Source organism: Faecalibacterium sp. OM04-11BH, from assembly GCF_003482185.1.
GTDB lineage: Bacteria > Bacillota > Clostridia > Oscillospirales > Ruminococcaceae > Faecalibacterium > Faecalibacterium tardum.
Genome location: NZ_QULS01000017.1, coordinates 1 through 23916 on the forward strand (window position 1 = coordinate 1; position 23916 = coordinate 23916).

General features: G+C 59.4%; 19 protein-coding genes and 1 pseudogene. 2 read left to right on the forward strand and 18 right to left on the reverse strand.

Features of this window, described 5'->3' with window-relative positions:
* The 18 genes and pseudogenes from DXB44_RS14470 to DXB44_RS12485 all read right to left on the reverse strand — a co-directional run.
* Positions 1-1234: pseudogene (locus tag DXB44_RS14470) on the reverse strand (hypothetical protein); the annotation flags it as partial.
* Positions 1235-1368: 134 nt separating this feature from the next.
* Positions 1369-3891: a leucine-rich repeat domain-containing protein gene (locus DXB44_RS12405; protein WP_118658918.1), complete on the reverse strand. Its 2523-nt coding sequence runs from the start codon at positions 3889-3891 to the stop codon at positions 1369-1371.
* A gap of 50 nt (positions 3892-3941) precedes the next feature.
* A complete protein-coding gene (locus tag DXB44_RS12410) occupies positions 3942-5435 on the reverse strand; it encodes a bifunctional UDP-sugar hydrolase/5'-nucleotidase (protein ID WP_118658919.1) in 1494 nt (497 codons plus the stop codon).
* Positions 5436-5469: 34 nt separating this feature from the next.
* Positions 5470-6543, reverse strand: a complete 1074-nt coding sequence (locus DXB44_RS12415) for a hypothetical protein (protein WP_118658920.1) — start codon at positions 6541-6543, stop codon at positions 5470-5472.
* Between the two features lie 35 nt (positions 6544-6578).
* A complete protein-coding gene (locus DXB44_RS12420) occupies positions 6579-7208 on the reverse strand; it encodes a gamma-glutamyltranspeptidase (protein ID WP_243111152.1) in 630 nt (209 codons plus the stop codon).
* A 24-nt stretch (positions 7209-7232) separates the two neighbouring features.
* Entirely contained in the window at positions 7233-7778 is a 546-nt protein-coding gene (locus DXB44_RS12425; protein WP_118658922.1) for a hypothetical protein, read from the reverse strand.
* Positions 7779-7811: 33 nt separating this feature from the next.
* On the reverse strand, positions 7812-8243 hold the full coding sequence (locus tag DXB44_RS12430) for a hypothetical protein (protein ID WP_242965737.1): 432 nt from the start codon (positions 8241-8243) through the stop codon (positions 7812-7814).
* A gap of 13 nt (positions 8244-8256) precedes the next feature.
* Positions 8257-9105, reverse strand: a complete 849-nt coding sequence (locus tag DXB44_RS12435; RefSeq protein ID WP_118658923.1) for a TPM domain-containing protein — start codon at positions 9103-9105, stop codon at positions 8257-8259.
* Positions 9106-9119: 14 nt separating this feature from the next.
* A complete protein-coding gene (locus tag DXB44_RS12440) occupies positions 9120-10211 on the reverse strand; it encodes a hypothetical protein (protein ID WP_055185702.1) in 1092 nt (363 codons plus the stop codon).
* An 89-nt stretch (positions 10212-10300) separates the two neighbouring features.
* A complete protein-coding gene (locus DXB44_RS12445) occupies positions 10301-11383 on the reverse strand; it encodes a twin-arginine translocation signal domain-containing protein (RefSeq protein WP_118658924.1) in 1083 nt (360 codons plus the stop codon).
* A 20-nt stretch (positions 11384-11403) separates the two neighbouring features.
* Positions 11404-12270, reverse strand: coding sequence for a DUF4428 domain-containing protein (locus tag DXB44_RS12450; RefSeq protein WP_118658925.1), 867 nt, complete (start codon positions 12268-12270; stop codon positions 11404-11406).
* A 34-nt stretch (positions 12271-12304) separates the two neighbouring features.
* Entirely contained in the window at positions 12305-13741 is a 1437-nt protein-coding gene (locus DXB44_RS12455) for an SPFH domain-containing protein (protein ID WP_118658926.1), read from the reverse strand.
* Positions 13742-13812: 71 nt separating this feature from the next.
* Positions 13813-15369 carry a hypothetical protein gene (locus DXB44_RS12460; RefSeq protein WP_118658927.1) on the reverse strand — a complete coding sequence of 519 codons (1557 nt, stop codon included), beginning with the start codon at positions 15367-15369 and terminating at the stop codon, positions 13813-13815.
* A gap of 37 nt (positions 15370-15406) precedes the next feature.
* The gene (locus DXB44_RS12465; protein WP_118658928.1) at positions 15407-16960 is read right to left on the reverse strand and encodes an acid-shock protein; all 1554 of its coding nucleotides are present in this window, start codon (positions 16958-16960) and stop codon (positions 15407-15409) included.
* An 18-nt stretch (positions 16961-16978) separates the two neighbouring features.
* On the reverse strand, positions 16979-18505 hold the full coding sequence (locus tag DXB44_RS12470; RefSeq protein WP_118658929.1) for an acid-shock protein: 1527 nt from the start codon (positions 18503-18505) through the stop codon (positions 16979-16981).
* Between the two features lie 26 nt (positions 18506-18531).
* Positions 18532-19200, reverse strand: coding sequence for a twin-arginine translocation signal domain-containing protein (locus tag DXB44_RS12475; protein WP_118658930.1), 669 nt, complete (start codon positions 19198-19200; stop codon positions 18532-18534).
* Positions 19201-19274: 74 nt separating this feature from the next.
* Entirely contained in the window at positions 19275-19847 is a 573-nt protein-coding gene (locus DXB44_RS12480; protein ID WP_118658931.1) for a twin-arginine translocation signal domain-containing protein, read from the reverse strand.
* A 79-nt stretch (positions 19848-19926) separates the two neighbouring features.
* Positions 19927-20544, reverse strand: a complete 618-nt coding sequence (locus DXB44_RS12485; RefSeq protein WP_118658932.1) for a twin-arginine translocation signal domain-containing protein — start codon at positions 20542-20544, stop codon at positions 19927-19929.
* 405 nt (positions 20545-20949) lie between these two features.
* Here DXB44_RS12485 and DXB44_RS12490 point away from each other — a divergent pair, with 405 nt between their 5' ends.
* Both DXB44_RS12490 and DXB44_RS12495 read left to right on the forward strand, forming a co-directional pair.
* Positions 20950-22281: an ABC transporter substrate-binding protein gene (locus DXB44_RS12490; protein ID WP_118658933.1), complete on the forward strand. Its 1332-nt coding sequence runs from the start codon at positions 20950-20952 to the stop codon at positions 22279-22281.
* A gap of 32 nt (positions 22282-22313) precedes the next feature.
* A complete protein-coding gene (locus tag DXB44_RS12495; RefSeq protein ID WP_118658934.1) occupies positions 22314-23864 on the forward strand; it encodes a helix-turn-helix transcriptional regulator in 1551 nt (516 codons plus the stop codon).
* The last annotated feature ends 52 nt before the right edge of the window (positions 23865-23916 follow it).

Consider the following 23916-nt stretch of genomic DNA (forward strand, 5'->3'; position numbering starts at 1 on the left):
CTGCGCCTGCCGCTGCCACGATGACGACCGCACCGCCGCCGTCACCGCCGCCGGTAGAGCCGCCGGGGGTGGTGCCGCCCGGGATAGAGCCGCCGGGGGTAGAGCCGCCGGGGGTAGAGCCGCCCGGGGTCAGACTGCGGACATAGCCGCAGACGTTGCAGGTGGTATCCTTGTCGTTATCGTAGACATGGGCTTCGGTGTCCTGCACCGTATGGCAGATGGGACACTCCATCCAGTGACTGTACTCGTCGTGGGTCATTTCCATCGTGTGGTCGTGCTCAAATCCGCCCGGATTCAGCGACACCGAATAATGCTTTATTGCGCAATATTCCGTATCATCGTTCTGGGTCCAGCTGAACTCTGTTTCCCGTCCGTTCACTGTACAGACGGTATCCTTGCTAAACTTATATCCGGGTTTTGCGTACAGACCCACCTGAAGGGTGTACCGTTTGCCCGGTCTGAAGGTGCCGGTGATCGGCTTGCCGCCTACGCCGTCGCCCTCGACCCAGTAGATCTTGGCGTCACAAACGTCTGCTCCGTTGTCCAGAATAACAACGGTCTCGTCCGGCATTTCGTTCTTTTTGGGGGTGTTTACACGGAGATTCACCTGCTTGATTCTGGTTATGGTCAGCACCTGCAGACTGAATACACTGGTCAGTCCATTGCCGCAATCGTAGGTGTAAGTTACCCGGTCTGCACCCGGGTTCACCTTCAGGGTGTTGCCGCTCACAGTGCCGCCAGCCCATTCACTGGTCTTATTTACGTCAAATCCAGCAGGGAGGGTACTCAAGTCAAACGTACGTTCGGTCTCATCAATGGTAATGGGGTACTTGTTTCCAGAGCACTCGAAGTTTTCTGGCGTTAGCTTGGTGTTGTAGCTTAGGTTCAAAGATGTCAGCTGGTTATTGGAGCAATACAGCTTCTTCAAGTTGCGAAAACACGTAATGCCCCACAGGCTGGTAATATTTTTGTTGCGGACATCGATCGTAGTGACAGCTCTCCATTCGCCTGGCTCCAGAATTCCATTCGGTTCTCCATCCTCCGATCCTCCTTTGTCAAACGTCGTTCTGATATATTCCAGGAACGTTTTGTCCGGAAAGTTTTCGCTGTGCAGGGGAACCCAGAAATCGACTTCATCGTCCGCAAAGGCGCTGAAGGGCAGGAAGGTGAATACCATTGCCAGCGTCAAAAGGGCACTGACAAGGCGCGTTCGGGTTGAGAATCGTTGTTTCATGGGGTGCTCCTTTCTGTTGTAAAAATTTTTTTCAGGGCCCCATTCGGGAGAAGCTGACGCTTCCCCCGAAAAAAGGGCACCCTTTTTCAAAAAGCGGTCATTGCCCGGCAGGGGGCAGAATGATCCTTCGGTTGTCAGCCTCCTGCCAGCTTGCGGTAGGCGTTCAGCACCTGATAGGCCGGGATGCTGCTGCCCGGGGCAAATTTGCCGTTCAGGCGGCGCTTCATCAGGCCCTGCTCCACGCACCACTGGGCTGCCTTGGCGGTATCCGGGTCTGCTACGTCTGCAAAGGCCGGAGCCTCGGCAGGCTCGGGACGGCCTGCGGTGTTCCACAGCAGCAGCGCGGTCTGGGCGCGGTTCTCGGGTGCAGCCACGCCTTCCGGCAGCAGGGCTTGCAGCTTCTGGCCGGAAACATAGTTGTACACGCCGTAGCCTACAACGCCAGCCGCCACTGCGCCTGCCGCTGCCACGATGACGACCGCACCGCCGCCGGTAGAGCCGCCCGGGGTAGAACCACCCGGGGTAGAACCGCCGCCCGGGTTATCGCCGCCGGAGGGAGGCGTTACCGGGGGAACCGTGCCGCCGGTGCCAGTCACATCCAGTGTGAAACTTACGTCCAACATGTTACTTCTGCACTGATAACCGTAGTACACTACGTTTGTGCCTTCATTGACCGTCAGAATGTTCCCTTTGACTGTGCCATTGACCCATCCAGTAACCCGGTTTATATCAAAGTTCCCGGGCAGAGTGTTCAGGTCAAACGTACGGTCAGGGTTCAGGGTAACGGTGTAAACATTATTAAAATCGGAATGGTAAACATCCGTATAAGTGAAATCGAGATGCGGATTGCTATCCAGATTCAGGCTGGTGAGATGGTTATTCTTAAGCACCAATGTAGTCAAGTTTGGACTGCTGCTGACGTCCAACGCGGTCAGCTGGTTGTTGGCGCAGTTCAGTTCCGTCAAGGAAATCATATTGTTCAGGTTTAGCTGAGTCAGCTGGTTGTTGGCACAATTCAGTTTCCTCAGCATTTTGTTCTCGTCCAGAATCAGCGATGTCAGCTGGTTGTTTTGGCATTCTACCCTTACCAGATTGGGTTTATGGGTCACATCTACGTCCAGCACTGTCAACTCATTCTTGGAACAGTCGAGTTCTCTCAGCCACTTACTATTTTTGACATCCAGTTGCTCCAGATCATTGTGCGAGCAATAGAGATACTCCAACTTCAGATGCGACACGTCCAGCTGTTCCAACTGGTTCTCGGAACAATTCAGATAGTCGATATCCGGGTTCTTGCTCAGGTCCAGCTGGGTCAGTTGATTCTTATTGCATTTCAACGTTATCAGCATTGGATTCTGTCTCAGGTCTAATTTCTGGATAGAATTGTTTCCGCAATCCAATTCGGTCAGGTTAGGGAACGCCTCAATGCCTTTTAAGTCACTGATATCCTTTTTATTGATATTGATTATTTTGACTTTGCTTCGTTCTTCCACCGTGAGGACATCTCTGCCACCTGCTATGTTGCCCTTGATGTACTTTCTAAAGTTAGCGTCGGGGAAATTTTTCTCATTGATGGGCAGACTGGTTTCAAAGATGAATGTGGGCTTTACTCCATTGCCGCAATTGTATTGGTAGCTCACCTCATCCTTGCCATTTTCCACTGTCAGAATCGAGCCAGAAACAGAGCCGCCGTTCCAGTTGGTTGCCTTTCCCACGTCAAAGCCGGGCAGGGTGTTCAGGTCAAACGTTCCGTCTGTACGGACAGCAATGGGACGCCTGTTGCCATTAGCCGTTATCGTACCGCCGCTGATTCCAGTAACGTCCAAACAAGCCAACCGATTCTTTGCACAATTCAGGTTATCCAAACTGTAATTTCGGCTCAGGTCCAGCGTTGTCAGCTGATTATCATTGCATATCAAAGATGTCAAGCCGCCATTCTGTTTCACGTTCAGTTCTGTCAATTTATTTTTGCTACAATCCAGCTGTTTCAGCTGCGTCTGGTTCTCGACATCCAACTCCATCAATTGATTTCCAGAGCAATTCAGTTCTTTCAGCTTGAAGCATTGGCTGACATCCAACGCCATCAGGTCGTTGTTGGAACAATCAAATTTGACCAGTTCCCCCACGCTATCCATTACGATATTCCTTATTTCGTTATTGGAGCAATTCACCTCTTCAAGATTCAGCCCATAGAGAATGCCCAGATTCATGTAGGTCAGTTTATTATTGGAGCAATTCAGTTTTTTCAGTCCGCTTGAAAGAATAGGATAAGACTCTTTCAGTTGATTATCGGAACAATCCAGCTCCTTCAGTTTGAAATTTTTGCCAACATTAAGTGTTGTCAAGCCGATACCGTGGCAATCCAGCTTTTCGAGATCTTCAAAGAAACGGATTCCTTCAAGACTTTTGATTGCATAACTGGTTGGAATCGTCATATTCTTGATATCCACATCGAGCTTGCCATCGCCGTTTTTGTCACAGCATTCTTTGAGAAAGCGCCGAAATTCCTCATCCGGGAAATTAAGCTTAAAATCCGGCGAATTAAAATCAATTTCTGTGTTCGCCGCAAAGGCACTGAAGGGCAAAAAGGTAAACACCATTGCCAGCGTCAACAAGGCGCTGACAAGACGCGTTCGTTTTGAGAATCGCTGTTTCATGGGGTGCTCCTTTCGTTTTTCGTGTTGTTATTGCTGTGCGGTAAAGGGGTTCAGCCGGTCTGCGCGGTAGAGGGCAGGATGGTCATTCTGCCGTCCACGGCGGCATCCAGCATCTCGTGCTCCCGGAAATACTCCATCAGGATATCCTGACAGGAGGTTGCCACGCTGCGGGGCTTCTGGAGCTTGCAAAGGGTGTCGTAGGAGATGTTGAAAAAGCTTTCGATGTTTTTAAAGTGGTAGTTCTGCAAGCCCACGGTAAACAGGGCGTCATCGCCGATCTCCTTGCCCACCTCCCTGCCACAGTAGGTAAAGTAATCAAAGTCGCCCTTGCGGCGGTCGTACCGCAGGCGCAGGGTGGAGGGCAGCTGGTAGAACTCCGTATGGCCGGTGTAGGCTTCCTCCCGCAGCATGTAATGGAGCATCTGGCGCAGCTGCTGGCCGGTCACCTTGAACATGAATACGCCGTCATCGTAGGGGAAGCCCTCGATAAGGTCGCCGTAGGTAACGATGGGGCCCAGCTTTTCGGCCCGGATGCTGCCGGAGCCGATCAGCATCACATCCACCCCAAGGCTGCGGGTAAAGATATCGGCAAACAGGTTGCCAAGCTCGGTCTCCTGCGTGCGCTGGGGGTGGGTAAGCTCCCGGCGGAAGCGCCCTACGATGTGGCTGTACTTTTCGTCCACCTGACTGGTGAAGCGGTGCAGCACCTGCTCCATGGCGGGATTGCGGGGGCAGGTCTCGGCGCAGATGGGCACGGTGCGCCATGTGTAGGAATCGATGCAGTTGTTGTCCGTGTCCACGATGATGTCAAAGCGCCCGATCTGGTCGGTGCCGGTGCCCGCCTGCGCAATGACCACGCCGTTTTCCTCCACCGCGTGCTCCGGCAGAGTGTGGCTGTGCCCGCCGATGATCAGATCCACTCCCCACGCCGGGTCCAGCTGGCGCGCCAGATGCTTATCCTCCTCAAAGCCGATGTGGGTCAGCAGCACGGTAAAATCAATATCGATGCTGTTGTGGGCGTTGCAGATCTTGCCCACCTCGGCGGCAGCTGCGGCGGTGTCCACAAAGGACCCTACCAGAGATTCGGACTTGGTCTGGTTGATCACGTCCTGCGTGATGATACCGATGAACAGGATGTTCATGCCGTCCATCCGCAGGATCTTGTAGGGTGTGAACAGCCGTGTGGGGGTGTTTTTGATGTAGAGGTTTGCGTTGATGATGGGAAAGCGCGCGCATTTTTCGATGAACAGCAGATGCGCGATGCCGTAGTCCACCTCGTGGTTGCCTATGGTGACCACGTCCGGGGCAAGGGCGTTCATGATCTCGATGGTGGAAAGCCCCTTGTATTCGGAATCAATGACCGAGCCCCGGAACATATCACCTGCAATGGCGTAGATGGTGTTGGGCTGTTCTGCCCGCACCTTTTCGATGTAGCCGGACAGCATGGAAACGCCGCCCACCAGTTTTTCGTCCACCTGCTCTGCCAGAAAGTCTCCGTGCAGATCATTGGAGTGGAGGATGGTGATCTTTTTGGTTTGTTTCATGGTACATTCCTCCCGGTGTTGGGGTGCGCGCCGGTCAACCCATGGCCTCCTGCCGTGCAAAGTAGACGGTATTGACAAGGCTCAGATAGCTTTCCTGGCCGTCCAGATAGACCTTCAGGGCAAGGGTGTCCTCGTCCTCCAGCGTGATGGCGTAGCGGTCGCCGTGGGTCCCGGTAAAGGTGGCGTACCACTCCTGATTGGAGCGGAAGGGTACCTCCGGGGTGCCCTCCTGATAGAACAGGTCGGCTTCCTCCACGTTCAGCTCCGGGTAGGGGGTGATGTAGCTGGCGGTCAGGGGCAGCTGGCTGCCCTCGGTGTCGGCGTCTGTGGGCAAAAAGCACATCCGGTCGGCGTCTGCGGGGTCGGTGTCAAAATAGCCCTCGTCGGTGTCGCGGCCGGTCTCCAGCCAGTTGCCTTCCAGCGACCATGGGCTGGTGGTGGTCTCCCAGTCGTCCCCCTCCGGGTAGATGGTAAAATCGCACACGCCCTCGGCTTCCACCACATGACCGTTCTCGCCGGAAAGGAAGGGGCTGAATACCAGCTCTTCGCCGGTGCTGGGGTACAGTTCCACCTCGGTGTTGGGGGCGATATCGCTGATGTTGCACAGCAGCAGGATGGGCTGGCCGTCCTCGCTATAATAAAGCTGCTTGCCGCGCTGGAGCGGGTTTTCGGCATCGTCTGTCAGGCTCGTCTCGTAGACGAACAGGGTGGCATCCGGGTCCTGCGGGAAGATGCAGTACAAATCGCACCCGCCATCCGGTGCCACGACCCAGTGATCCTGCGGGATGTCGTAGACAAAGCCCCACAGATCCCGCAGATTGGTCTGGCTGTCCAGCACCTTCTGCACATCGGTTGTCACCTCGTAGGAGCCGCCCAGATACAGCACACAGGCGCGGTATTCGTCCTCCCCTGCCAGAAGGCGCATGTAGGTCACGTCCTCCGGCTCGGTGTACTCCTGTTTGGCGGAGGACGATGCGATCATGTTGTCTCCGTCCAGCATTTTTTCGGGCTTGGAGCTGGACGCGCTGCTGCCCTTGGACGACCCGCCGCAGCCTGCAAGGCCGATGGTCAGCGCCAGCAGGGCTGCCAGAAGTTTCAGGTTTTTCATAAGTTCTCCTTTCTCATGCCCTGCCGGGGCGCACCTCAGGGGGCAGCGCCGGGCGTTGGGTGTTGGGAAAAATCGTCTACGCCCTCCACCGGCACAGGGCGGCCGGTCTCGGCGGAAAGTTGCGGGTTCCAGTCCAGTGAGCGACCGGTGCTGCAATAGACCGTTACCATGGTGTCGGGGGCATCCCTGCTGCCGTTGCACAGCAGCAGAATAGGCTGGCCACCCTGCCTGCCGTAAAGTTCTTTCCCCAGCTGCGCGGGATACGCGGGATCCTGCTTTTCATAGACAAAAAGCGTATCCTCCCTGCGCACGGCAAAGATGCAGTACAGCTCCCGCCCGCCGCCCGGCGCTGCGACCCAGCGTTCTGCCGGGACGTCCGCAACGAACTGCCACGGCTGTTCCGGTAAGCTGTCCAGCACGGCATGCACATCGGTGGTGCGCTCCGGAACGCTGCCCAGATAGAGCACCCCGGCAAGGTCTCCGTTTTCCCCGGCCAGCTGCCGCATTGCGGCAAGCTGCTCCGGCTCAGCGGAATCTGCACCGGAAGCCGCTATGCTGCTGCCCTGCCCGGCGCTGCCGGGAGCGGGGCGGACGGGGTCGCCGTCCACCGCACCGCACCCTGCCAGACTGAAAGCCAGTGCAAGCAGTGCTGCAAAAGTTTTCATGGCTTTCATGTCAGCCCCTTTGTTTTATGCCCACGGGTCGGCAGACGCCGGGATGCGGATGCCGGTCATCAGATACTGCTCCCACAAGAACCACTGCCCGTCACCCTTGCGGCGCAGCTTGATGGGGCGGGGGCTGTCGGCGCCGCCGCAGGGGATGAACAGCTTGCAGTAGCCCTCCTCGGTGTTGGAGGTGTGGTTGCTGCCCACCAGCAGGGTGAAGGGCTGGCGGGGGGTATAGCCGTTTTCCGGCGATGCACCCACAAAGTAGGAGAACGGGATATAGCTTTTGCCGTCCCGGAAGCGGTCGTTCAGGAAGGAGATTTCCTGCCCGTTCATGGGGCGGGGGCCCCGCAGCCAGTTGAGCATCTCCAGCCCGATGTTTTTATCGGCACCGTAGGCGCACAGTGCGCAGACGGTGAGAGCTGCGGTCTTAAAAGGGGTGTCCAGACTGGCCTCCGGCAGTGCCTGCATCTGGGCAAGGCTTTCCGGCAGAGCCTGAAAGGTAAAGGTGACGGTCTGGTTGCCGGAAACATTTGCGGTGGCCTGCTTCATCTTATCAAAAAGTCCCATGAAAATACTCCTTTCTGTTTCAGCTGTGAGGGTTCAGCTCCGGTTCGGGTCATGGCGGGGCACGGTCCGCCTGCGGACGATCTTCTGGTTCAGATCCAGACTGAGGTTTACAAAATAACCGTTTTCAAAATACCATGCAAGGTCCTTTGTGTCCATGCCAACGCTGTTGCACAGCCACCGCAGGGGCACCTCCGGCCCGGAGTAGCTCTCCACCCTGCGGGCGATGGTCCTTGCATGGTAGCGGCGTTTTTCGTTGCGTGCGAACAGAACAAGGGGCACTGCGCCCACCACGATCCAGAACACATACCCGACAACGTGGGAGGTGTCCTTAGCCTGCAGATCCAGGCAGAGGGTATACAGCCCGCCGACAGAGCAGAACACGCAGAAGGCAAGCCCCGCGTTCCGCAGCCATTTGAGGACACGGGGAATCTCGCCGCGGGCTTTTTCCGAAAGATAAGGGTTCATAAACATACTCCTTTCAGAACGAGCCGCCTCCACCGCCGTGGGTGGTGCCGCTGGAAGAGGTGTGGGTGGAGCTGCCGCCGGAATCGCTGGAGCTGGACTCCTTCGGCCGCTCGGTGCGGTGCACGTCACGGTACAGGAACAGCTCCCGGCTGTTGGTCAGATTCATGCTGCCCTCCCGCACATAGCTGGCGGCATTCTCCTGGAACGCCACGCTGCGCAGCTGGCTTTTCATCACATGGACGACGACCCATGCCAGCACAAGGCCGATGCCCAGCGCAAGGAACAGGTACATGAGAGACAGCGGCTCCCGGGGCAGGTTATTCACATCGTAGGGGTGGCCCGCCCGGGCAGCATCGATGTAAGTATCCGACCACTGGACAAAAGTGCGGAAGGCACCGGCGTAGTCTCCATCGGCCATGAAGGGGGTCATCTGCTCGCCAAGGTACTGGATGCCGGCATCCGTAAAGGCGGTGATGCCGTAGCCGCAGGTGGAGATGTGCCATTTGCGGTCGCCCACGCTCACCAGCAGAAGCACGCCGTCCATATCGGAGCCGTAGCCGAACTGGCAGAAGTCATACAAGTCATCAGCATAGGCCTCCATGCTGTCGTAGTCCACGCTTTCCAGCGACTCGATGGTGGCAATGACCACATCAAAGCTCTGGCGGACGCTCAGCTCCTCCAGCGAAGCCTCCAGTTCATTATCCTCGTCCTCGGTCAGAACTTCTGCGCTGTCGTTCATGCGGTAGTACAGGTCGGCAAAGCCGCCCTCCACCGCAAAGGCCGGAACAGCCAGCGCCGCCGCAAGAATCAGTGCTGCCAGCGCCGCAAAGAGGGAGTGCAGTCGGTTGGAAGTCTTTTTCATCGTTCGTCCCTCCTTTACAGGATCCGTGCCAGCCACAGCAGCCACATCACGCCGTAGGACGCGGCGGAAAGGGCAGCCGTAAGGCCCAGCATCCACTTGCGGGCAGCGCCCTTGTCCACGGGCAGGTCACCCACGAATTTGCCGGTCTGACCGTTCATGGCAAACAGGTAGTTTTCACCCCGCCAGCTGGTGCTCAGCAGCCAGACCGGGAACAGAGCGTACTTTGCCTTGCCGCCGTGCAGCTGGATGCTGCTGTTATCCACCTTGACCGAATCGTAGCCAGTAACGGTCTGCTGGAATGTCTCCTCAGTGGAGCGGCGGATGCGCTTGTTGGCCCGCTCGATGCTGTCCTCGGCGCTCACATCGTATTTATCCGCCACATAGCCCGCCAGATAGGCCGTCTGGAACGGGATGGCGTCCTGCATGGCAAAGGGCTCGATGGATTCCATCAGGTCGTCCTCGATCTTGGACGAGCCGTCCACCGGCACGGCATCAAAACCCAAGGTGCCGTCCCGCCGGACGGAGTAGTAGTTGGTCTCGGTATAGTCGTATTTGCTGTCCGACCAGCAGCGGGTCCGGGTGGCGGTAAAGCGCAGCTGGGCGTCGGCGTCGCTGTCAAAGAGCCAGAAGGGCACATACACGCCCTTGATCTCATCGATGTGGTTCTGGCTGCGGAACACCCGGGGCAGCAGAGTCTTGCCCTTGAGGTGCTCCTGCAGCTTTGCCTTGGCGGCCTTTTTGTCCAGCTTGAAGGGGATGATGAGGTCGGGCCGCAGGGCCCCGGCAAACTGTCCTGTGAGGACGATGGGGTTGCCGCAGAAGGGGCAGGCGGACGCGGCCATGGTGTCGTCGCCCACGATCTCGCCGCCGCAGCTCTTGCAGCTGTAAGTATGCAGACCGGCGGTCTCCCCTTCTGCCCAGCTGCCGCCGGGGGTGGTCCACTCCATCTCGCTGGGCTTTTCGTCCTTCAGCTCCTCGTCATAGCCCTTGAGGGTATCCACGTCGAACTCGGTGTCGCAGTAGGGGCATTTCATCTTCTGGGTGGCGCTGTCAAATTGGATGGCGCCATCGCAGCAGGGGCACTTGTATTCCAGCATTCCTGCCATAGCGTTTCCTCCTGTTGTTCCAAAGGGGGCCGAGGGCTTTTCCCCGGCCCCGCTGTTTTTGCGTTGGTCTTCCCGTCGAAGCGGTCGGCTCAGAAATCCGTAGTGATGCGGAACACCACCGGCTCGGTGGCTTTGCCGTGGTGGCCCACTGCCAGGAAAGCGTTTTCTTCCAGCGGCAGGAAAACATCAAAGGTGCAGAAGTCGCCGCACAGCTGGCACAGGGTCTCGCGCTCACCCACGGGGAGGGACTTTTCCAAAAAAGTGCCGTCCGGCGCGTACAGCTCCCACATATAGCCCGTGTCCAGCAGATAGCCGTTGGGGCGCTTCATCATCACGGCGTCAAAGCTGCCCACCGGCTGCGAGCTGCGGGCCAGCTCATTGCCGTCCAGATCAAAGGCGGCAAAGTAGTAGTCTCCGCTGGAGTCCGGCTCGCCCACCGTCAGCAGCTCGTCTCCGCTGAGGTTCAGGGAGGGCATGCTGCAGAAGGGGCCGATCTCGTTGTCGCCCTCCAGCGTCAGCTCGGTGTACTCGCCGTCCTGCACCAGCACCGGCGCGGAGTCGGTCCAGTAGATCACGGTCAGATCCCGGTCCTTGGAGGAATAGCAGCTGCCCGAGTAGTCCAGTGCGTCGCTGGGCTCCTCCGGGTCGCTGCTGTTCAGATCGTAGCAGTAGACATCAAAGTTGTCCATGGCGTACAGGATGCCATTGCGGTCGATGCTGAGGGCGTTGCTGCCGTCAATGTTGTACTCTGCCACCGGGGTCAGCCGGTCGTCCTTGATGGCATACTCGAAGATCTTGGCAGACTGCTCTTCATCGTCCTCGTTGTAGAAGCTGAAGAAGTAATTGCCCCGGTAGCTGTCCGCATGGATGCAGTGATGCGCTCCGTCCAGTTCCCGGCGGACGTCAAAGGGGATGTACTGTGCCTTGAAGGTGTAGTCGCCGATGGTCAGCTCCCCGGTCTGGAACTGGGTCACAGGGGCCCCTGCAGGGGCGGCTTTGTCCACTGCTGATTCCGGCTGTGCCGAAGCGGACGGGGCACTGCTGCTGGAAGCCGGTGCACTGGAAACGCTGGATGCGCTGGCGGCACCGGAGCCGCCGCAGGCGGTCAGCCCGAGGGCGGCGGTGGCAAGGCCCATGGCCTTGAGGAAATCTCTGCGCTGGATCTTTCTCATATCCGTTCCTCCTTTTGGGGTCACTGCACTTTTGCAAAGGCTTCGTCAGCACGGCGGCTGTACAATGCCATGCCGCCGGTCTGGGCGTCGTTTGCCAGATTGATGTTCTCCACAAAGCGGGCCTTTTCCTGCTCAGAGAGCTGCCCGCCCTTCATGGCGGCAGATGCCACGGCACCCATGGCACCGATCATGCCCATCTGGCCCTTCAGCTCCCGTTCCTCGGCCTTGGACATCCGGCGGCCGAACATGCTGGTCTCGTTGTCGTGGACTCCGAAGATGTGATCCAGATGCTGCCGTGCGATGTGGGCATAGCCGATCTCCCGCCGGTCCCGCTTGCTGAAGCAGATGACCAGCTCCTGCTTGATGTAGGGGTGGGGATGCATGCCCCGCTGGGTCTGGGCCTCGGTAATGCCGCGGGGCTGCACCAGCTTCAGCTTCAGGCCGCCGCCGTTGAGGGTAGGTTCCTGGCCCGGCTCCTTGGCGGGGGTCTCGTCCAGATACTCCTCATAGCTGGCGATCTGGTCGTAGCGGATCAGCTCCGGCATCTTGCCCCGTCCGCCGGTGCGATCGTCGATGTACAGCATTCCAAGCTCATCGCAGAACACCAGCCCCATTTGCGTCGGGGTGGAGGGGTATGCGTTGACCCGGAACTCGGTCTTGTCGAACACCTCGTCGAACACCCGCTTCATCCGGGCCATATACTCCATGTGCTCCTTGGCCTCGTCCAGCGTCAGCTCGCTGAGCCGGATATATTTGGAGCACTTGTTGCCGCAGTCATCGCAGAGGAACTGTCCGTCCCGCAGCTTGGAGCGGTGCAGGGTGCCGCACTCCTTACCGCAGACGGCGCAGTTCTGTTTTGCGAACAGGTTGGAAAAGAATCCCATCATGGTATGCTCCTTTCATTGCTCTGTATTTGTCAGATCAGGTCTGGTCGCTGTCGTCAAAGGGGTCGCCGCACTCCGGGCAGAACTTGGGCGGGTGAGCGGGGTCTGCCGGCTCCCAGCCGCATTTGTCGCACTTATATTTGGGCGTACCGGCGGGCTTGGGTTTGCCGCACTCGGAGCAGAACTTGCCTTTGTTCACCGCGCCGCAGCTGCAAGTCCAGCCTTCTGCTGCCGCCGGGCGGGGCTTGCCGCATTCCGGGCAGAACTTGCCCGTAACGGTAGCACCACAGCTGCAGGTCCAGCTGTCCGCAGCGGGCTTCGGCTCCGGCTTTTTGCTGCCACATTCCGGGCAGAATTTGCCGGTAACGGTAGCACCGCAGCTGCACTTCCAGCTGTCTGCCGGGGCGGGTGCGGGGCGGCTGACCTGCTGGGGCGCGTCCACGCTGTCCGGACGGGCCTGCTGGCCCATGGCAAACAGGTTCTGGGCGCTCATGCCGCCCATGCCGCCTGCACCGGCTGCCATGCCCATGCCCATAAAGCCGGTCATGGCACCGGCGGTGTTGCCGGCGGCGGTCTTCATGGCGTCGATCTGGCCGCCCACCAGACGAGCTGCGGCGGTGGTGGGGTCGGTGGTCATGGCGTTTTCTTCCCATTCGGTGATCTTCTTCTGCTGCTCCTCCGGGATGGACAGGGAGTTGATGTTGAAGGAGAACACCTCAATACCGCGCTTCTTGCGCCAGACGTTGGACAGCTGCTCGTTGAGGGCGTCCGAGATCTCCAGCGTGTGGGCGGGGATCTCGTAATACTGCACCTTGTTTGCCGAAAGGGTGGCAAGGGCAGGCTGCAAGGCGTTCATCAGTTCACTCTTCAGGCGGGGAGCGATCTCGGATGCGTCATACTGGGTGGAGACGTTGCTGCACACGTTGGTGTAGAACAGCAGCGGGTCGCAGATGCGGCAGGTGAAGCTGCCGTTGCAGCGCAGGTTCACCGAGAGCTTGTAGCCCCGCTCCTCGCTGACCACCACCCGGAAAGGGATGGGGGTGGCGGTGCCGTACAGGATCTCGCCCAGCTCCTTGGTGTTGATGTAGTACACCCGCTGGTCCTTGCCGGTGTCGCCGCCGTAGGTAAAGCGCTTGGCTACGGTCTGGAAGGTAGCAGCCAGACTATCGCCGAAGTTGCCGGTGAACACGCTGGGCTCGGTGGATGCGTCAAAGGTGAATTCGCCCGGTTCGGCGCACACCTCCACCACGCGGCCCTGCTCCACGATGAGCATGCACTGTCCGTCTGCCACGGCGATGCCGCTGCCGTTGGTGATGATGTTGTCCTCGCCGTTGTTGGAGCTGCGGCGGGAGGTGCGCTTCTGGCCCTTTACCATCAGCACATCTTTGTCCAGAGAATCGCAGTAGAAAAATTCCTTCCACTGGTCTGCAAGAGTTCCGCCCAGTGCGCCCATACCTGCTTTGATAAGACCCATAGTAATTTCCTCCTGTATGTTTTATTTGTGTAAGCGATAACTTTCTGTTATCGCACGGTTTCCGGTTTCGGTCACGGTACAAGGGTTAGATCCGGGGAGTCGTTTTTCCAGTAAACGGGACGCGTGTCCCGATCAAACAGTACTTCTCCGGCGCGGTATTTCAGGCTGCAGCCGCTGGGGCTGCCGTCATCGTTCAGCAAAATAGCCCAGAACTCGCAGGGTCTGCCGTTCTGGTCGGTCAGCGTGAAGTACAGCTCGGTACCGTCCTCGGTGCGGCCCTGTGTTCCCTCGGCGGTGCCGGTCAGAATGCCGTTCCACCCGACCCATTCCACGCTCATGCAGCAGCTGCCGTCCGGCAGGAAGGTCATCCAGCGGATGCCCTTTGCAGACTCGTCTCCGGCACGGTAAGTGCCCCACAGCCTGCGGGGGATGGCGGTGAAGCCGATGTCGTCCCATGCCTCGGTGCGTTGAAAAACGTACCAGACCTCACTGCCCTTTTTGGGGCCGGTGGACTGCATCCGCAGCGAGCCGTCCTCCATCATGGAGATGGTCCAGCGGCTTCTGCCGTCCTCGCTGAGACATTTCAGGTTCCAGCCCTGACTTTTTTCCCCGTCCCAGCCGGTCACAGCGCCGGCGTTCAGCTCTCCGGTGCGGGTCTCGGCAGCGGACTGGATCTGCGGGCTGACGTATGTTTCCCGGATGAAGGAGACGGTCACCGTGCCGGTGATCTCGGCCTTTTCCAGCCGCAGGGTGCAGCTTTCGTTGCGGTCGGCGGGGGCATAGCTTTCACCCTGCGTCACCGCCGTGACTGCCATCCACTCGGCCAGCACCTGCTGCTCCCAGTCCTGCGGCAGCGGCTGCGCGTCCAGCGGGATGGTTGGGGCATCGTTCACATACTCCTCCCGGGAGGCGCTAAACCGGCGGACGAAAAAGGTAACGTTTCCTGTTTCGTCAAACGAAAGCGGCAGCTCATCCAGTGTAGCCCACCATGCGGTGTTTCCCTCTTTCAGGCTGCCGGGGGGCAGCAGCCCCCGCTCACAGGCGGTCTGCCGGTCCAGCTCATCCCGGCGCTTTATGTCGCGGTACAGCGCTTCTTCCAGCGCGGCGGGGTCTGCCCCCATGCGCTGCAGCAGTTGGGTGACGGTGAGCTGTTTTCCGCTGTCAAAATCGAAGCACCAGCCCTGATGGAAGGGTGCATCGGTACCGCCGTAATCACTGCTGACCACAAGGCTGACGCAGTCGCCGTACCAGCTGGCGTTCCAGTTCATCTCGATGCAGATGTCCCACGATTCCGGGTCGGCTGCCGCCGGGCAGTCGGCATACTCCTGCACATCGTATTCGTAGAGCCGGGCGATCTCGGCGTTGATGCGGGCGGCATCGGCGCTGTCGCTTTCCAGCCGTGGCAGATGGATGTTCAGCCGAACCTTGCCGCCGTTTTCCGCCCGCACCACCTTTTCAAGGGTGTACTGCTCGGTGATCGCTGCGGTGGCGTGCATGGAATCCGGCGGGGTCGATTTCAGTTCCCGGCTGCCAGCCGGGCGGGCAGAGGCTGCGGTCTTTGCCCCGCAGCCTGCCAGCAGCGCTGCCAGCAAAACTGCCGGTATCCAGCGGAATGCTTTGTGTTTCATGGTGGTTCTCCTGTGTTCTCAGCGGCTCCCGCCGTGGTCAGTTATCCGGGCAGCGGGTCAGCTGCAGCTGGGTCTTTCCCTCGGCAAAGGGTTTTTGACCGTCGAGCATGGTCAAGGTCAGGGTCTCGTTGTACAGGTCGTACTTCATCGCCGCCACAAAGGTGATGCCCGGCATCCCGTCCGCCGTCTCGCTGGTAGAGACACCCAGCACCATGCCCTCCGGCACCACGCCCAGATAGTCGGCGTAGCCCTGATAAAAAACGTTGTTGTCCTGCACGCCCATCTGGACGGAACCATTGCTTTTCACGTCCATCCAGTCAAACTGGTTGTCCGACATGTCGTTGAAGGCACCGACAGCCTCCGAGGGGATCTCCTGCGCGTTCCACTCTGCCGTCAGGGGAGCAAGCTCCAGCACAGAGCCATCCTCCTGATGCAGAATTACCTCTTTGCCGCTGCGTTCCAGCGCCACGCCCTGATTTGCAATATAGATAGGGTCCTGACAGACCAGAGCATTTCCGGATATAAGGCAGCGCAGCACATCCACATACTCCACCACGCCGTCCTTGGTCAGCAGATAGACCACCGGGTGGAAGGACGCGCCCAGTTCTCCGATGCACACATCCACATACTCATTGTAGATGCCAAGGATGGGGTAGGTGCGGTCCTGTTCCAGCCGGATGCCGTAATCCGCGTCCCATGCGGCGGTCTCCGGCGTGCGGCGGAGGGTGATGGTGCCCTGTGTTCCCTCCAGCTGCACCGAAGCGCTGCCGTAGGTATCGGTCAGCACCGTCTGCGGTTGCGGGTCAGCAGCCTGCAGCGGAATCTCCACATCCAGCTGCCGCCAGCCCGACCCGGCGGTGGAGCTGCACCCGCCCCGGAGCACCAGCCGGTCCTGCTCCGGCAGCAGCAGGCACAGGTCATCCAGCTGGTTGTTTTCCAGCGTGTTCATCCGCATGCTTGCCAGATTGCCGCCGCTGAGCAGGCCCTCGTAGTAGCCGCCCTGCGCCATGCGCCGGTCAAAGGTCTGCATGGCCCCGCGCAGCATCTGCTGCTGCACGGCATCCGGGTCCAGACCCATGCGCTGCAGCATTTCGGTCACGGAGACCTGCTTTTCGGTGGCAAAATCGAAGCACCAGCCCCGGGAATACCCCGGGTCGGAGCCGCCGTCGTAGCGGAACACCACAAGGCTTACGCAGTCGCCGTACCAGTAGGCGTCCCAGTTGATATAAATCTCCGGGCTCCACTCGTCCTGCTGCGGCTCGATCTCCGGGCTGTCCTCGTACTGTCGGAAGTCTGCCGCATACATGGCGGCAAGCTCATCGTTGAGATAAGCAGCGTCCGGGCCGTCGCACACCAGCTGCGGCACATGGATGGTCAGCTTCTGGGTGATGCCGTACTCGTCCCGGACGGTCTTTTCCAGCGTGAACTGCTCGGTGATGCGGTCTTTTTGTGCTGTCTGCACCGCCGTATCTGCGGCGCTTTGGGAAGCTGCGCCGGAGCCTGCGGGGGCAGCGGGAGCCGCCGCGCCGCCGCAGCCGGTCAGCCAGAAAGCCGCCGCCAGCACCGCAGCGGCAAGGCGTTTGTGTTTCATGGTCGTTCTCCTGTGTTCTCAGCCGTAGCTGCGGGTCATCTGCAGCTGGGTCTCGCCCTCGGCAAAGGGGTTTTGCCCGGCAATCATGGTCAGGGTCAGGTTCTCGTTGTACAGGTCGTTCTTGAACGCCGCCACAAAGTCGATTCCCGCATCCGTAGAGATGCCCAGCACCACGCCCTCCGGCACAACGCCCAGATACGCGGCGTCGCCCCGATCGATGCGGCTGTTGTCCTGCACGCCCAGCTGAACGCTGCCGTCGCTGCCCAGATCCAGCCAGTTCCAGCCGGTTTCGGCGGTGTAGTTGTAGGAGCCGATGACGGAATAGGGGATCTTCTGCGCGCTCCACTCTGCCGACAAGGGAGCCAGTTCCAGCACAGAGCCATCCGCCCGGCGCAGATTCACCTCGCTGCCGCAGAGTTCCAGCGCCACACCGTTGTTGGCAAAGTAGATGGGATCCTGACAGATCATGGCATTGCCAAACATGAGGCAGCGCAGCACGTCCACATACTCCACCACGCCGTCTTTGGTCAGCAGATAGACCACCGGGCGGAAGGATCCGTCCTCCTGCTCCCCGATGCACACATCCACATATTCATTGTAGGCGCCAAGAATGGGGTAGCTGTGCTCCTGTTCCACCCGGATGCCAATGTCTCCCCATTGGTCGGTCTTTGGCGCGGGGCTCAGGGTGATGGTGCCCTGCGTTCCCTCCAGCTGCACCTGCACACCATCGTAGGTATCGGTCAGCACCGGGGTGTCAGCGGGGGGCAGCGAGAGCTCCATATCCAGCTGCTGCCAGCCTTCTTCGCAGCTGTACTTTCCCCGGAGCACCAGCTGATCCTGCTGTGGCAAAAGCAGGCACAGGTTTTCCAGTTCATTGTATTCCAGCGTATCCATTCGCATTTGCGAGAGCTCCCCGCCAAGGCGCAGGCCCTCGTAATACGCGCCCTGCGCCATCTCCCGGTCAAAGGCCTGCATGGCCTGCCGCTGCACCTGTGCCTGCACTTCGTCCGGGTCCAGACCCATCCGCTGCAGCATCTCGGCCACGGTGATCTGCTGACCGGTGGCAAAATCGAAGCACCAGCCGCTGTAACGCCACGGGGCGGTGCCGCTATAGCGGCTGCGCACCACCAGGCTGACGCAGTCGCCGTACCACCAGTCATCCCAGTCCACACCGATCAGCGGGGCTTCACCGTCCGGCTGCCCGGCCTCCTCGCTGTTCTCGAACTCCCGGAAATCCGCCGCATAGATGGCGTTCAGCTCATCGTTGATGTAGGCGGCATCCGGGCTGTCGCATTCCAGCTGCGGCACATGGACGGAAATGCACTGCACCGCTTCCTCCCCCCACACGCCCGAAACGTTCTTTTCCAGCGTGTACTGGTCGGTGATGCGGTCTGTCTGGGCGGCCTGCGCCACCGCGCCGGGGGTGCTTCGGCTGCTGTCGGAGCTTTGGTCGGCAGCGGCGCTGGGGCTGCTCTGGGTGCCGCCGCACCCCGCCAGCAGCAGGGCCGCAGCCAGCACAAGGGCCGCAAAGCGTTGGTATTTCATAGTAGGCTCCTTTTCTATGGTATGGCTCAGCCGTCTCCTATGCCTTGCCACTTGTCGATGATGTAGGCGGCCCAATAGGTCTTGTCGTTGATATCCACCACAGTGATGCCTACCTTATTCACCACCGGGTCGTCCTCATGAAGCCCCGGCACACCGCCGTAGTCCTTGATCAGTTCATCCACCAATTGCTGGAACTGGGCCTCGGTGGCGGGGTAGAGACGATCCATGCTGTAAAGGTGCTTTCCTTCGTAGTCGAAATCCACGCCTACCCGGTACTGATTGAGCATACCGAAGATAGCCGTGGAGCCGGAACTATAACCAGCCTCGTGCAGACCATCCCACATCTTTGCGGCATAGTCGCCCTCCATCCGCAGCCTGAGCCCCTCTTCCGCTGGGAACTCCGGGCTGCCGTTATCCACAAACATCTGCACATCTGCCTGAATGGCGTGTTCCAGACCCTTGCTGTACTCGAACTTGATGTTCTCCACCTTTCGCCGGGCCAGCTCTGCGTTGAAAATGGTCAGGATCTTCTGCCCGTCCCGGATCACAGGGATCGGCGGCGAGGGAGGCGTTTCTGTGGCAGAGCCGGAGCTTGTGGAGCCGGAGGCGCAGCTATCGTCACAGGCTGCCAGCGCCAGCATCACCGCCGATGCGCCGGAGAGCTTCAGGAAAGTCCGTCGGTCATATCGTTTCATGGGGGTGCTCCTTTCTATAAAGCCCCGGACACAGGGGGAGTGTGCCCGGGGCAAAAGGGGGAAGTCTGGTTATCTTATGCCTTGTTATTTCGGAACACAACAGCGGTCATGTAGGTCTTGCCCTGAACCACCGGGCAGTAGATGCTGATGAACTCTGCCTTGGCGCTATTAGAATTGTCCAGCAGTTTTGCTACAAAAGCCCGAACGGCAGCATCCTCGCAAGAATACGCATCCTCCAGAGCCACCACCCTATTGGGAGACGGTTCGGAGATGCCGGCCATACCTGCCAAACTGTCCTTGCCATACTTGTTCCGTATCTTGTCCTCAAGTCCATTGAGTTCCCCAAAAATGAGCTTGTTGTCAGAGTCATTAAGCGTATGCGGTGTCTCGTTGGCCTCTTCAAAAACACGTCCGTAGCACCTTATGGCACCCACCGCATCCTGATTGAGGGTCAACTGCTCGTGGACAACCGCCCCTGCATCGTGCTTTTCCTTCCAGACCTTGTTGATGGCTGCCACCAGCTCAGCTTCCTTGCTGCCAGCGGGTACTGCGGGCGTGGAAGGGGTGCTGCCGCAGGCAGCCAGTGCCAGCAGGGCGACCGATGCGCCGGAGAGGGCGAGGAATTCGCGTCTGTTCAGTTCTTTCATGGGGGTGCTCCTTTCGATACAATATTATTATAGATTACGGTTCGGGACTTGCGGGAAGTCCGTGCATCCCTGCCCCGCTTCAGATCGGTGCAAAGTTTACCATTACCGCCACCGTATAGGTCTTGCCCTTAATGGTGGGGCAGTAGAGCCCGATCATCCACTGCTCGGGATGCAGACTCGCCAGTCCATGCCCGGCCAGACGCCGCACAAACTCCCTGACCTCGCTCTGACTATTAGGATACAGTTGATTTAATTGCATACCATCATGGGTGTTGTTAGAAACTCCCACAGTCCCCCGATAGCTTCCGTTTCCATATTTGTTCCTGATTTCCTGTATCATTTCAGACTCACGGAGTTGGTACTCGTGGAATACATCATCAGGCAAGTTCCATTTGCGGTAATCCTCTTCGTCTACTTCAGGTTCATAGATTTCAAAGGGGCTGGCTGTAAACTTTGCGAGGTCGGCAGCCTCCTGACAGTAGACCACAGACTTGCAGATCTGAAGTTTGGGATTGGGGACTACTTCTCTGTTGACTTCATACCAGACCTCGTTGATGGCTTTGAACAGGGCCATCTCTTTGCTCTCAGAGGCCGGAGGTGCGGGAGGTGCGGAGGGCCCGCCGCAGCCTGCCAGCGAGAGCGCCACCACGGCTGCGCCGGAGAGGGTGAGGAATTCGCGTCGGTTCATCTCTTTCATGGGGGTGCTCCTTTCTCTTTGTCCCCCTGCTTTTTAGGGGGGCTGGTTTGGGTATTCTCTGCACTTGCAGTCCGCTCCATCTTATGCTATTCTTATGAATAGAATCCGCAGTTGCCCGTTGACACGTTTTGTGCACAGCGACAGACTTTCTGCACCGGCGCGGGACCTCTTCTGTTTGTACTGTATCATACCCGGGAAAAAAATGCCCCCTCAGAAAAGCCGTTTTTGGGGGGGCAATTCCAAAAAAATTTTTGGGGTTTTGGCCTTCCCCCTCAAAAAATCCCCCCAAAAAGCCCAAAATTGGGGGGATTTGGGGGTGTTTTCCCCCTCAAAACAGGCAGCTGCAGCCCTGCCTGTGCCGGTTTTCCCCCTCTGGCTGCAATGTGCGGAAAGGAGTCATGAAAAATGGAACGAAGGACATTTTTGAAGCTTGCGGCGCTTGTCCCCGGTCTGGCACTTGCGGGCTGCGGCGGCAGCAAGACCCTGCTTTCTCCCAAGGACCCCACCATGCTCAGCATCTGGCATGTATATGGCGAACAGGCGGACTCGCCCATGAACCGCCTGCTGACCGAGTTCAACGACACGGTGGGCAGAGAGAAGGGCATCCTGCTCAACGTGACCAACATGACCAACAGCGCCGCCATCGGCGGCCAGCTGCAGGACGCCAAGGCCGGCAAGCCCGGCGCGCTGGACCTGCCGGACCTGTTCTCGGCCCACCCCGCGGACGCCAGCGCTCTGGGCATTGAGAACCTTGTGGACTGGAACGACTGGTTCACCGCCGAGGACATGGCGGCCTATGTGCCCGGCTTTGTGCAGGACGGCATCATTGACGGGAAGCAGGTGGTGTTCCCGGTGTCCAAATCCACCCAGCTCATTTTTTTGAACGGCTCCCAGTACGCCCGGTTTGCGGCGGACACCGGGGCGCAGCTTTCCACCCTTGCCACATGGGACGGCTTTTTTGAAATGGCGGGCGCCTACCGGCAGTGGTCGCAGGGCAAGCCCTTCTGCGCGCTGGACTACCCCCTGCGTCTGGTGGAGCTGAACGCGCTGGAGCAGGGCAGCGGCAAGCTGTACAAGGGCAGCTGGTACGATCTGACCAACGAGACCTTCCGCGCTTCGTGGATGGAGTTTGCCCGGGCGCTGGTGCAGGGCGATATTCTGATCTCGGACCTGTACTCCAACACGCAGGTGATGACCGGCGAGACGCTGGCGGGTCTTGGCAGCTCTGCGGCCATCCTTTATTACAATGATTTCGTCACCTACCCGGACAACACCACCGAGCCCACCGACCTGCTGCTGGCTCCCCTGCCCCACGCCGCAGGCACCGCCACGCCCCTGATGCCGCAGGCCGGTGTGGGCCTGTGCGCCTTTAAGACCACCGACCAGAAGGCCGAAGCCGCCGCCGTGTTCCTGCGCTGGCTCACCGAACAGCAGCGCAATCTGGAATTTGCCGCCGATACCGGCTACATGCCGGTGTCCAGCGCCGCCTTTGACGCCATTGCGGACTATCCCTTTGAGCAGCAGAGCTATCAGCGGCTGTACGACGTCTACAACGAAATGCGCATCCAGAACACCCCCCTGTCCGAACCGGGCATCGTGGGGTACCACGCCAAGGCCAAAACCTTGTACGACAGCCTGCGCCAGCGCCAGAAGGACTACCCCCAGCGCCTTGCGGACGGCGAAACGCTGGAAGCCCTTGCCGAGGAAACATGGCAGCTGCTGTGTGACAATGCCTGAGCCTGCCGCTCAGCCGGAAAGGAGGGACTTTGATGCACTTTGTTGACCGGCACCGTGAAAAGATCCACCAAAGCCCCATGAGCAGCCGGCTGCTGTGGGCCTGCCTGCTGCTGGTGGTGCTGCTGGTGTTGACCTTTGGTGCGGCGCTGTTCCTGTTTGCCAGCCTGCACAACACCAAAAAGGACATCAGCCGCAGTCTGCAGATCCAGTTTTCGGTGTTCCAGAACGATATGGAGCGCTATTTTGAGCAGCTGGCGGTCATGGGCGTGAACCTGTCCGAGGACATGAGCGCAGAGGTGGACAAGGAGCTTGCTCTGCGGCAGATGTCCTTTGCCCAGCTGAACGACTCCCCCGAGGTGCTGAACGCACTGGAGGAGAAAATGCTCGAGCCGCTGTGCCGCTGTCTGCGCCAGACCGGCTGTTCCGGCGCTTTTGTGCTGCTGGATGCCACCGTCAACACCCGCATGGAGGGAGCAGAGCATTCCCGCGCCGGGCTGTATGTGCAGAAAAGCGGTGCCGACACCCCCACCGTGCCCCTGCTGCTATACCGGGGCAGTGCGGAGGTGGGCAAGACCCACAGCGTGATGCCCCACCGCAAGTGGCGCATGGAGTTCCAGACCGACCAGTTCCCGAACTACGACCGCTGGATGACCCCCGGCAGCGCCCCGCTGTACCAGTCTTACACGCTGACCGAGCGGTTCGAGCTGCCCGGCACCTCGGAGGAGGTGCAGTTGTTTTTGCTGCCCCTGCGGGGGCGGGACGGCACGATGTACGGGCTGTGCGGCTTTGAGATCAGCGAGAGCTACTTCAAGCAGAACTTTGCCCAGCCCACCGGCTTTGACCGGCTGAGCTGCCTGCTGGCCCCGGCGGGGGACGGCCTTGCCGCCGATGCCGCCCTCAGCAGCGGCACCACCGGCGGCTACTACCATGCCCCCCGGAACACGCTGGTGCTGCGCAGCATGGGCGGCGGGCTGACCCAGTTGACCGGCCCCGACAGCGCCTATGCGGGCATCTCCCAGCTGTGCCGCCTGAGCGAGAGCCAGTCCTACCGGCTGGCGGTGTGCATCCCCATGGCAGACTACCGGAGACTGGTCTTTTCCGGCAATCTGCAGATGCTGCTCATCGGCCTGTTCATCGCCTTTTTCGTGGTGTTCTGCTGCATGAACTTCCACCGGCGCATCCTCTCGCCGGCGTTCCGGCAGTTCGAGGAGGACCGGCGGGAATCCCGGCGGCGGATGGACGAGCTGCAGCTGGAACGCCAGCAGATGCAGACTGAGCTGTCCCGGCTGGCGGACGTGTGCCGCAACGAGTCGGTGCCCGATGCCTTCCAGACCTTTGTGGCGGGCATTCCCACCCTGACCAAGACCGAACGCCGCATCTTTGACGGCTACGCCGCCGGGCTGCGCACCCGGGAGATCGTGGAGCAGCTGGACATCAAGGACAGCACCCTGCGCTTCCACAATAAAAACATCTACGAAAAACTGGGTGTAAGCTCCCTCAAGCAGCTGCAGCAGTTCGTGGCGATCCTGAACTCCGGCAGCGGCAGCGCCCCGGATGAAAGCGACCCCAAGAAGGCCCGCTGAATGGAACGTTCCCGCACCGCAGCTTTCACCGGAAACAAGCAAAAATGAAGGG

Coding starts and splice junctions, on each gene's coding strand:
- DXB44_RS12405 (WP_118658918.1), bottom strand. CDS start 3,891: ATGAAACAGCGATTCTCAAAACGAACGCGTCTTGTCAGCGCCTTGTTG.
- DXB44_RS12410 (WP_118658919.1), bottom strand. CDS start 5,435: ATGAAACAAACCAAAAAGATCACCATCCTCCACTCCAATGATCTGCAC.
- DXB44_RS12415 (WP_118658920.1), bottom strand. CDS start 6,543: ATGAAAAACCTGAAACTTCTGGCAGCCCTGCTGGCGCTGACCATCGGC.
- DXB44_RS12420 (WP_243111152.1), bottom strand. CDS start 7,208: ATGAAAACTTTTGCAGCACTGCTTGCACTGGCTTTCAGTCTGGCAGGG.
- DXB44_RS12425 (WP_118658922.1), bottom strand. CDS start 7,778: ATGGGACTTTTTGATAAGATGAAGCAGGCCACCGCAAATGTTTCCGGC.
- DXB44_RS12430 (WP_242965737.1), bottom strand. CDS start 8,243: ATGAACCCTTATCTTTCGGAAAAAGCCCGCGGCGAGATTCCCCGTGTC.
- DXB44_RS12435 (WP_118658923.1), bottom strand. CDS start 9,105: ATGAAAAAGACTTCCAACCGACTGCACTCCCTCTTTGCGGCGCTGGCA.
- DXB44_RS12440 (WP_055185702.1), bottom strand. CDS start 10,211: ATGGCAGGAATGCTGGAATACAAGTGCCCCTGCTGCGATGGCGCCATC.
- DXB44_RS12445 (WP_118658924.1), bottom strand. CDS start 11,383: ATGAGAAAGATCCAGCGCAGAGATTTCCTCAAGGCCATGGGCCTTGCC.
- DXB44_RS12450 (WP_118658925.1), bottom strand. CDS start 12,270: ATGATGGGATTCTTTTCCAACCTGTTCGCAAAACAGAACTGCGCCGTC.
- DXB44_RS12455 (WP_118658926.1), bottom strand. CDS start 13,741: ATGGGTCTTATCAAAGCAGGTATGGGCGCACTGGGCGGAACTCTTGCA.
- DXB44_RS12460 (WP_118658927.1), bottom strand. CDS start 15,369: ATGAAACACAAAGCATTCCGCTGGATACCGGCAGTTTTGCTGGCAGCG.
- DXB44_RS12465 (WP_118658928.1), bottom strand. CDS start 16,960: ATGAAACACAAACGCCTTGCCGCTGCGGTGCTGGCGGCGGCTTTCTGG.
- DXB44_RS12470 (WP_118658929.1), bottom strand. CDS start 18,505: ATGAAATACCAACGCTTTGCGGCCCTTGTGCTGGCTGCGGCCCTGCTG.
- DXB44_RS12475 (WP_118658930.1), bottom strand. CDS start 19,200: ATGAAACGATATGACCGACGGACTTTCCTGAAGCTCTCCGGCGCATCG.
- DXB44_RS12480 (WP_118658931.1), bottom strand. CDS start 19,847: ATGAAAGAACTGAACAGACGCGAATTCCTCGCCCTCTCCGGCGCATCG.
- DXB44_RS12485 (WP_118658932.1), bottom strand. CDS start 20,544: ATGAAAGAGATGAACCGACGCGAATTCCTCACCCTCTCCGGCGCAGCC.
- DXB44_RS12490 (WP_118658933.1), top strand. CDS start 20,950: ATGGAACGAAGGACATTTTTGAAGCTTGCGGCGCTTGTCCCCGGTCTG.
- DXB44_RS12495 (WP_118658934.1), top strand. CDS start 22,314: ATGCACTTTGTTGACCGGCACCGTGAAAAGATCCACCAAAGCCCCATG.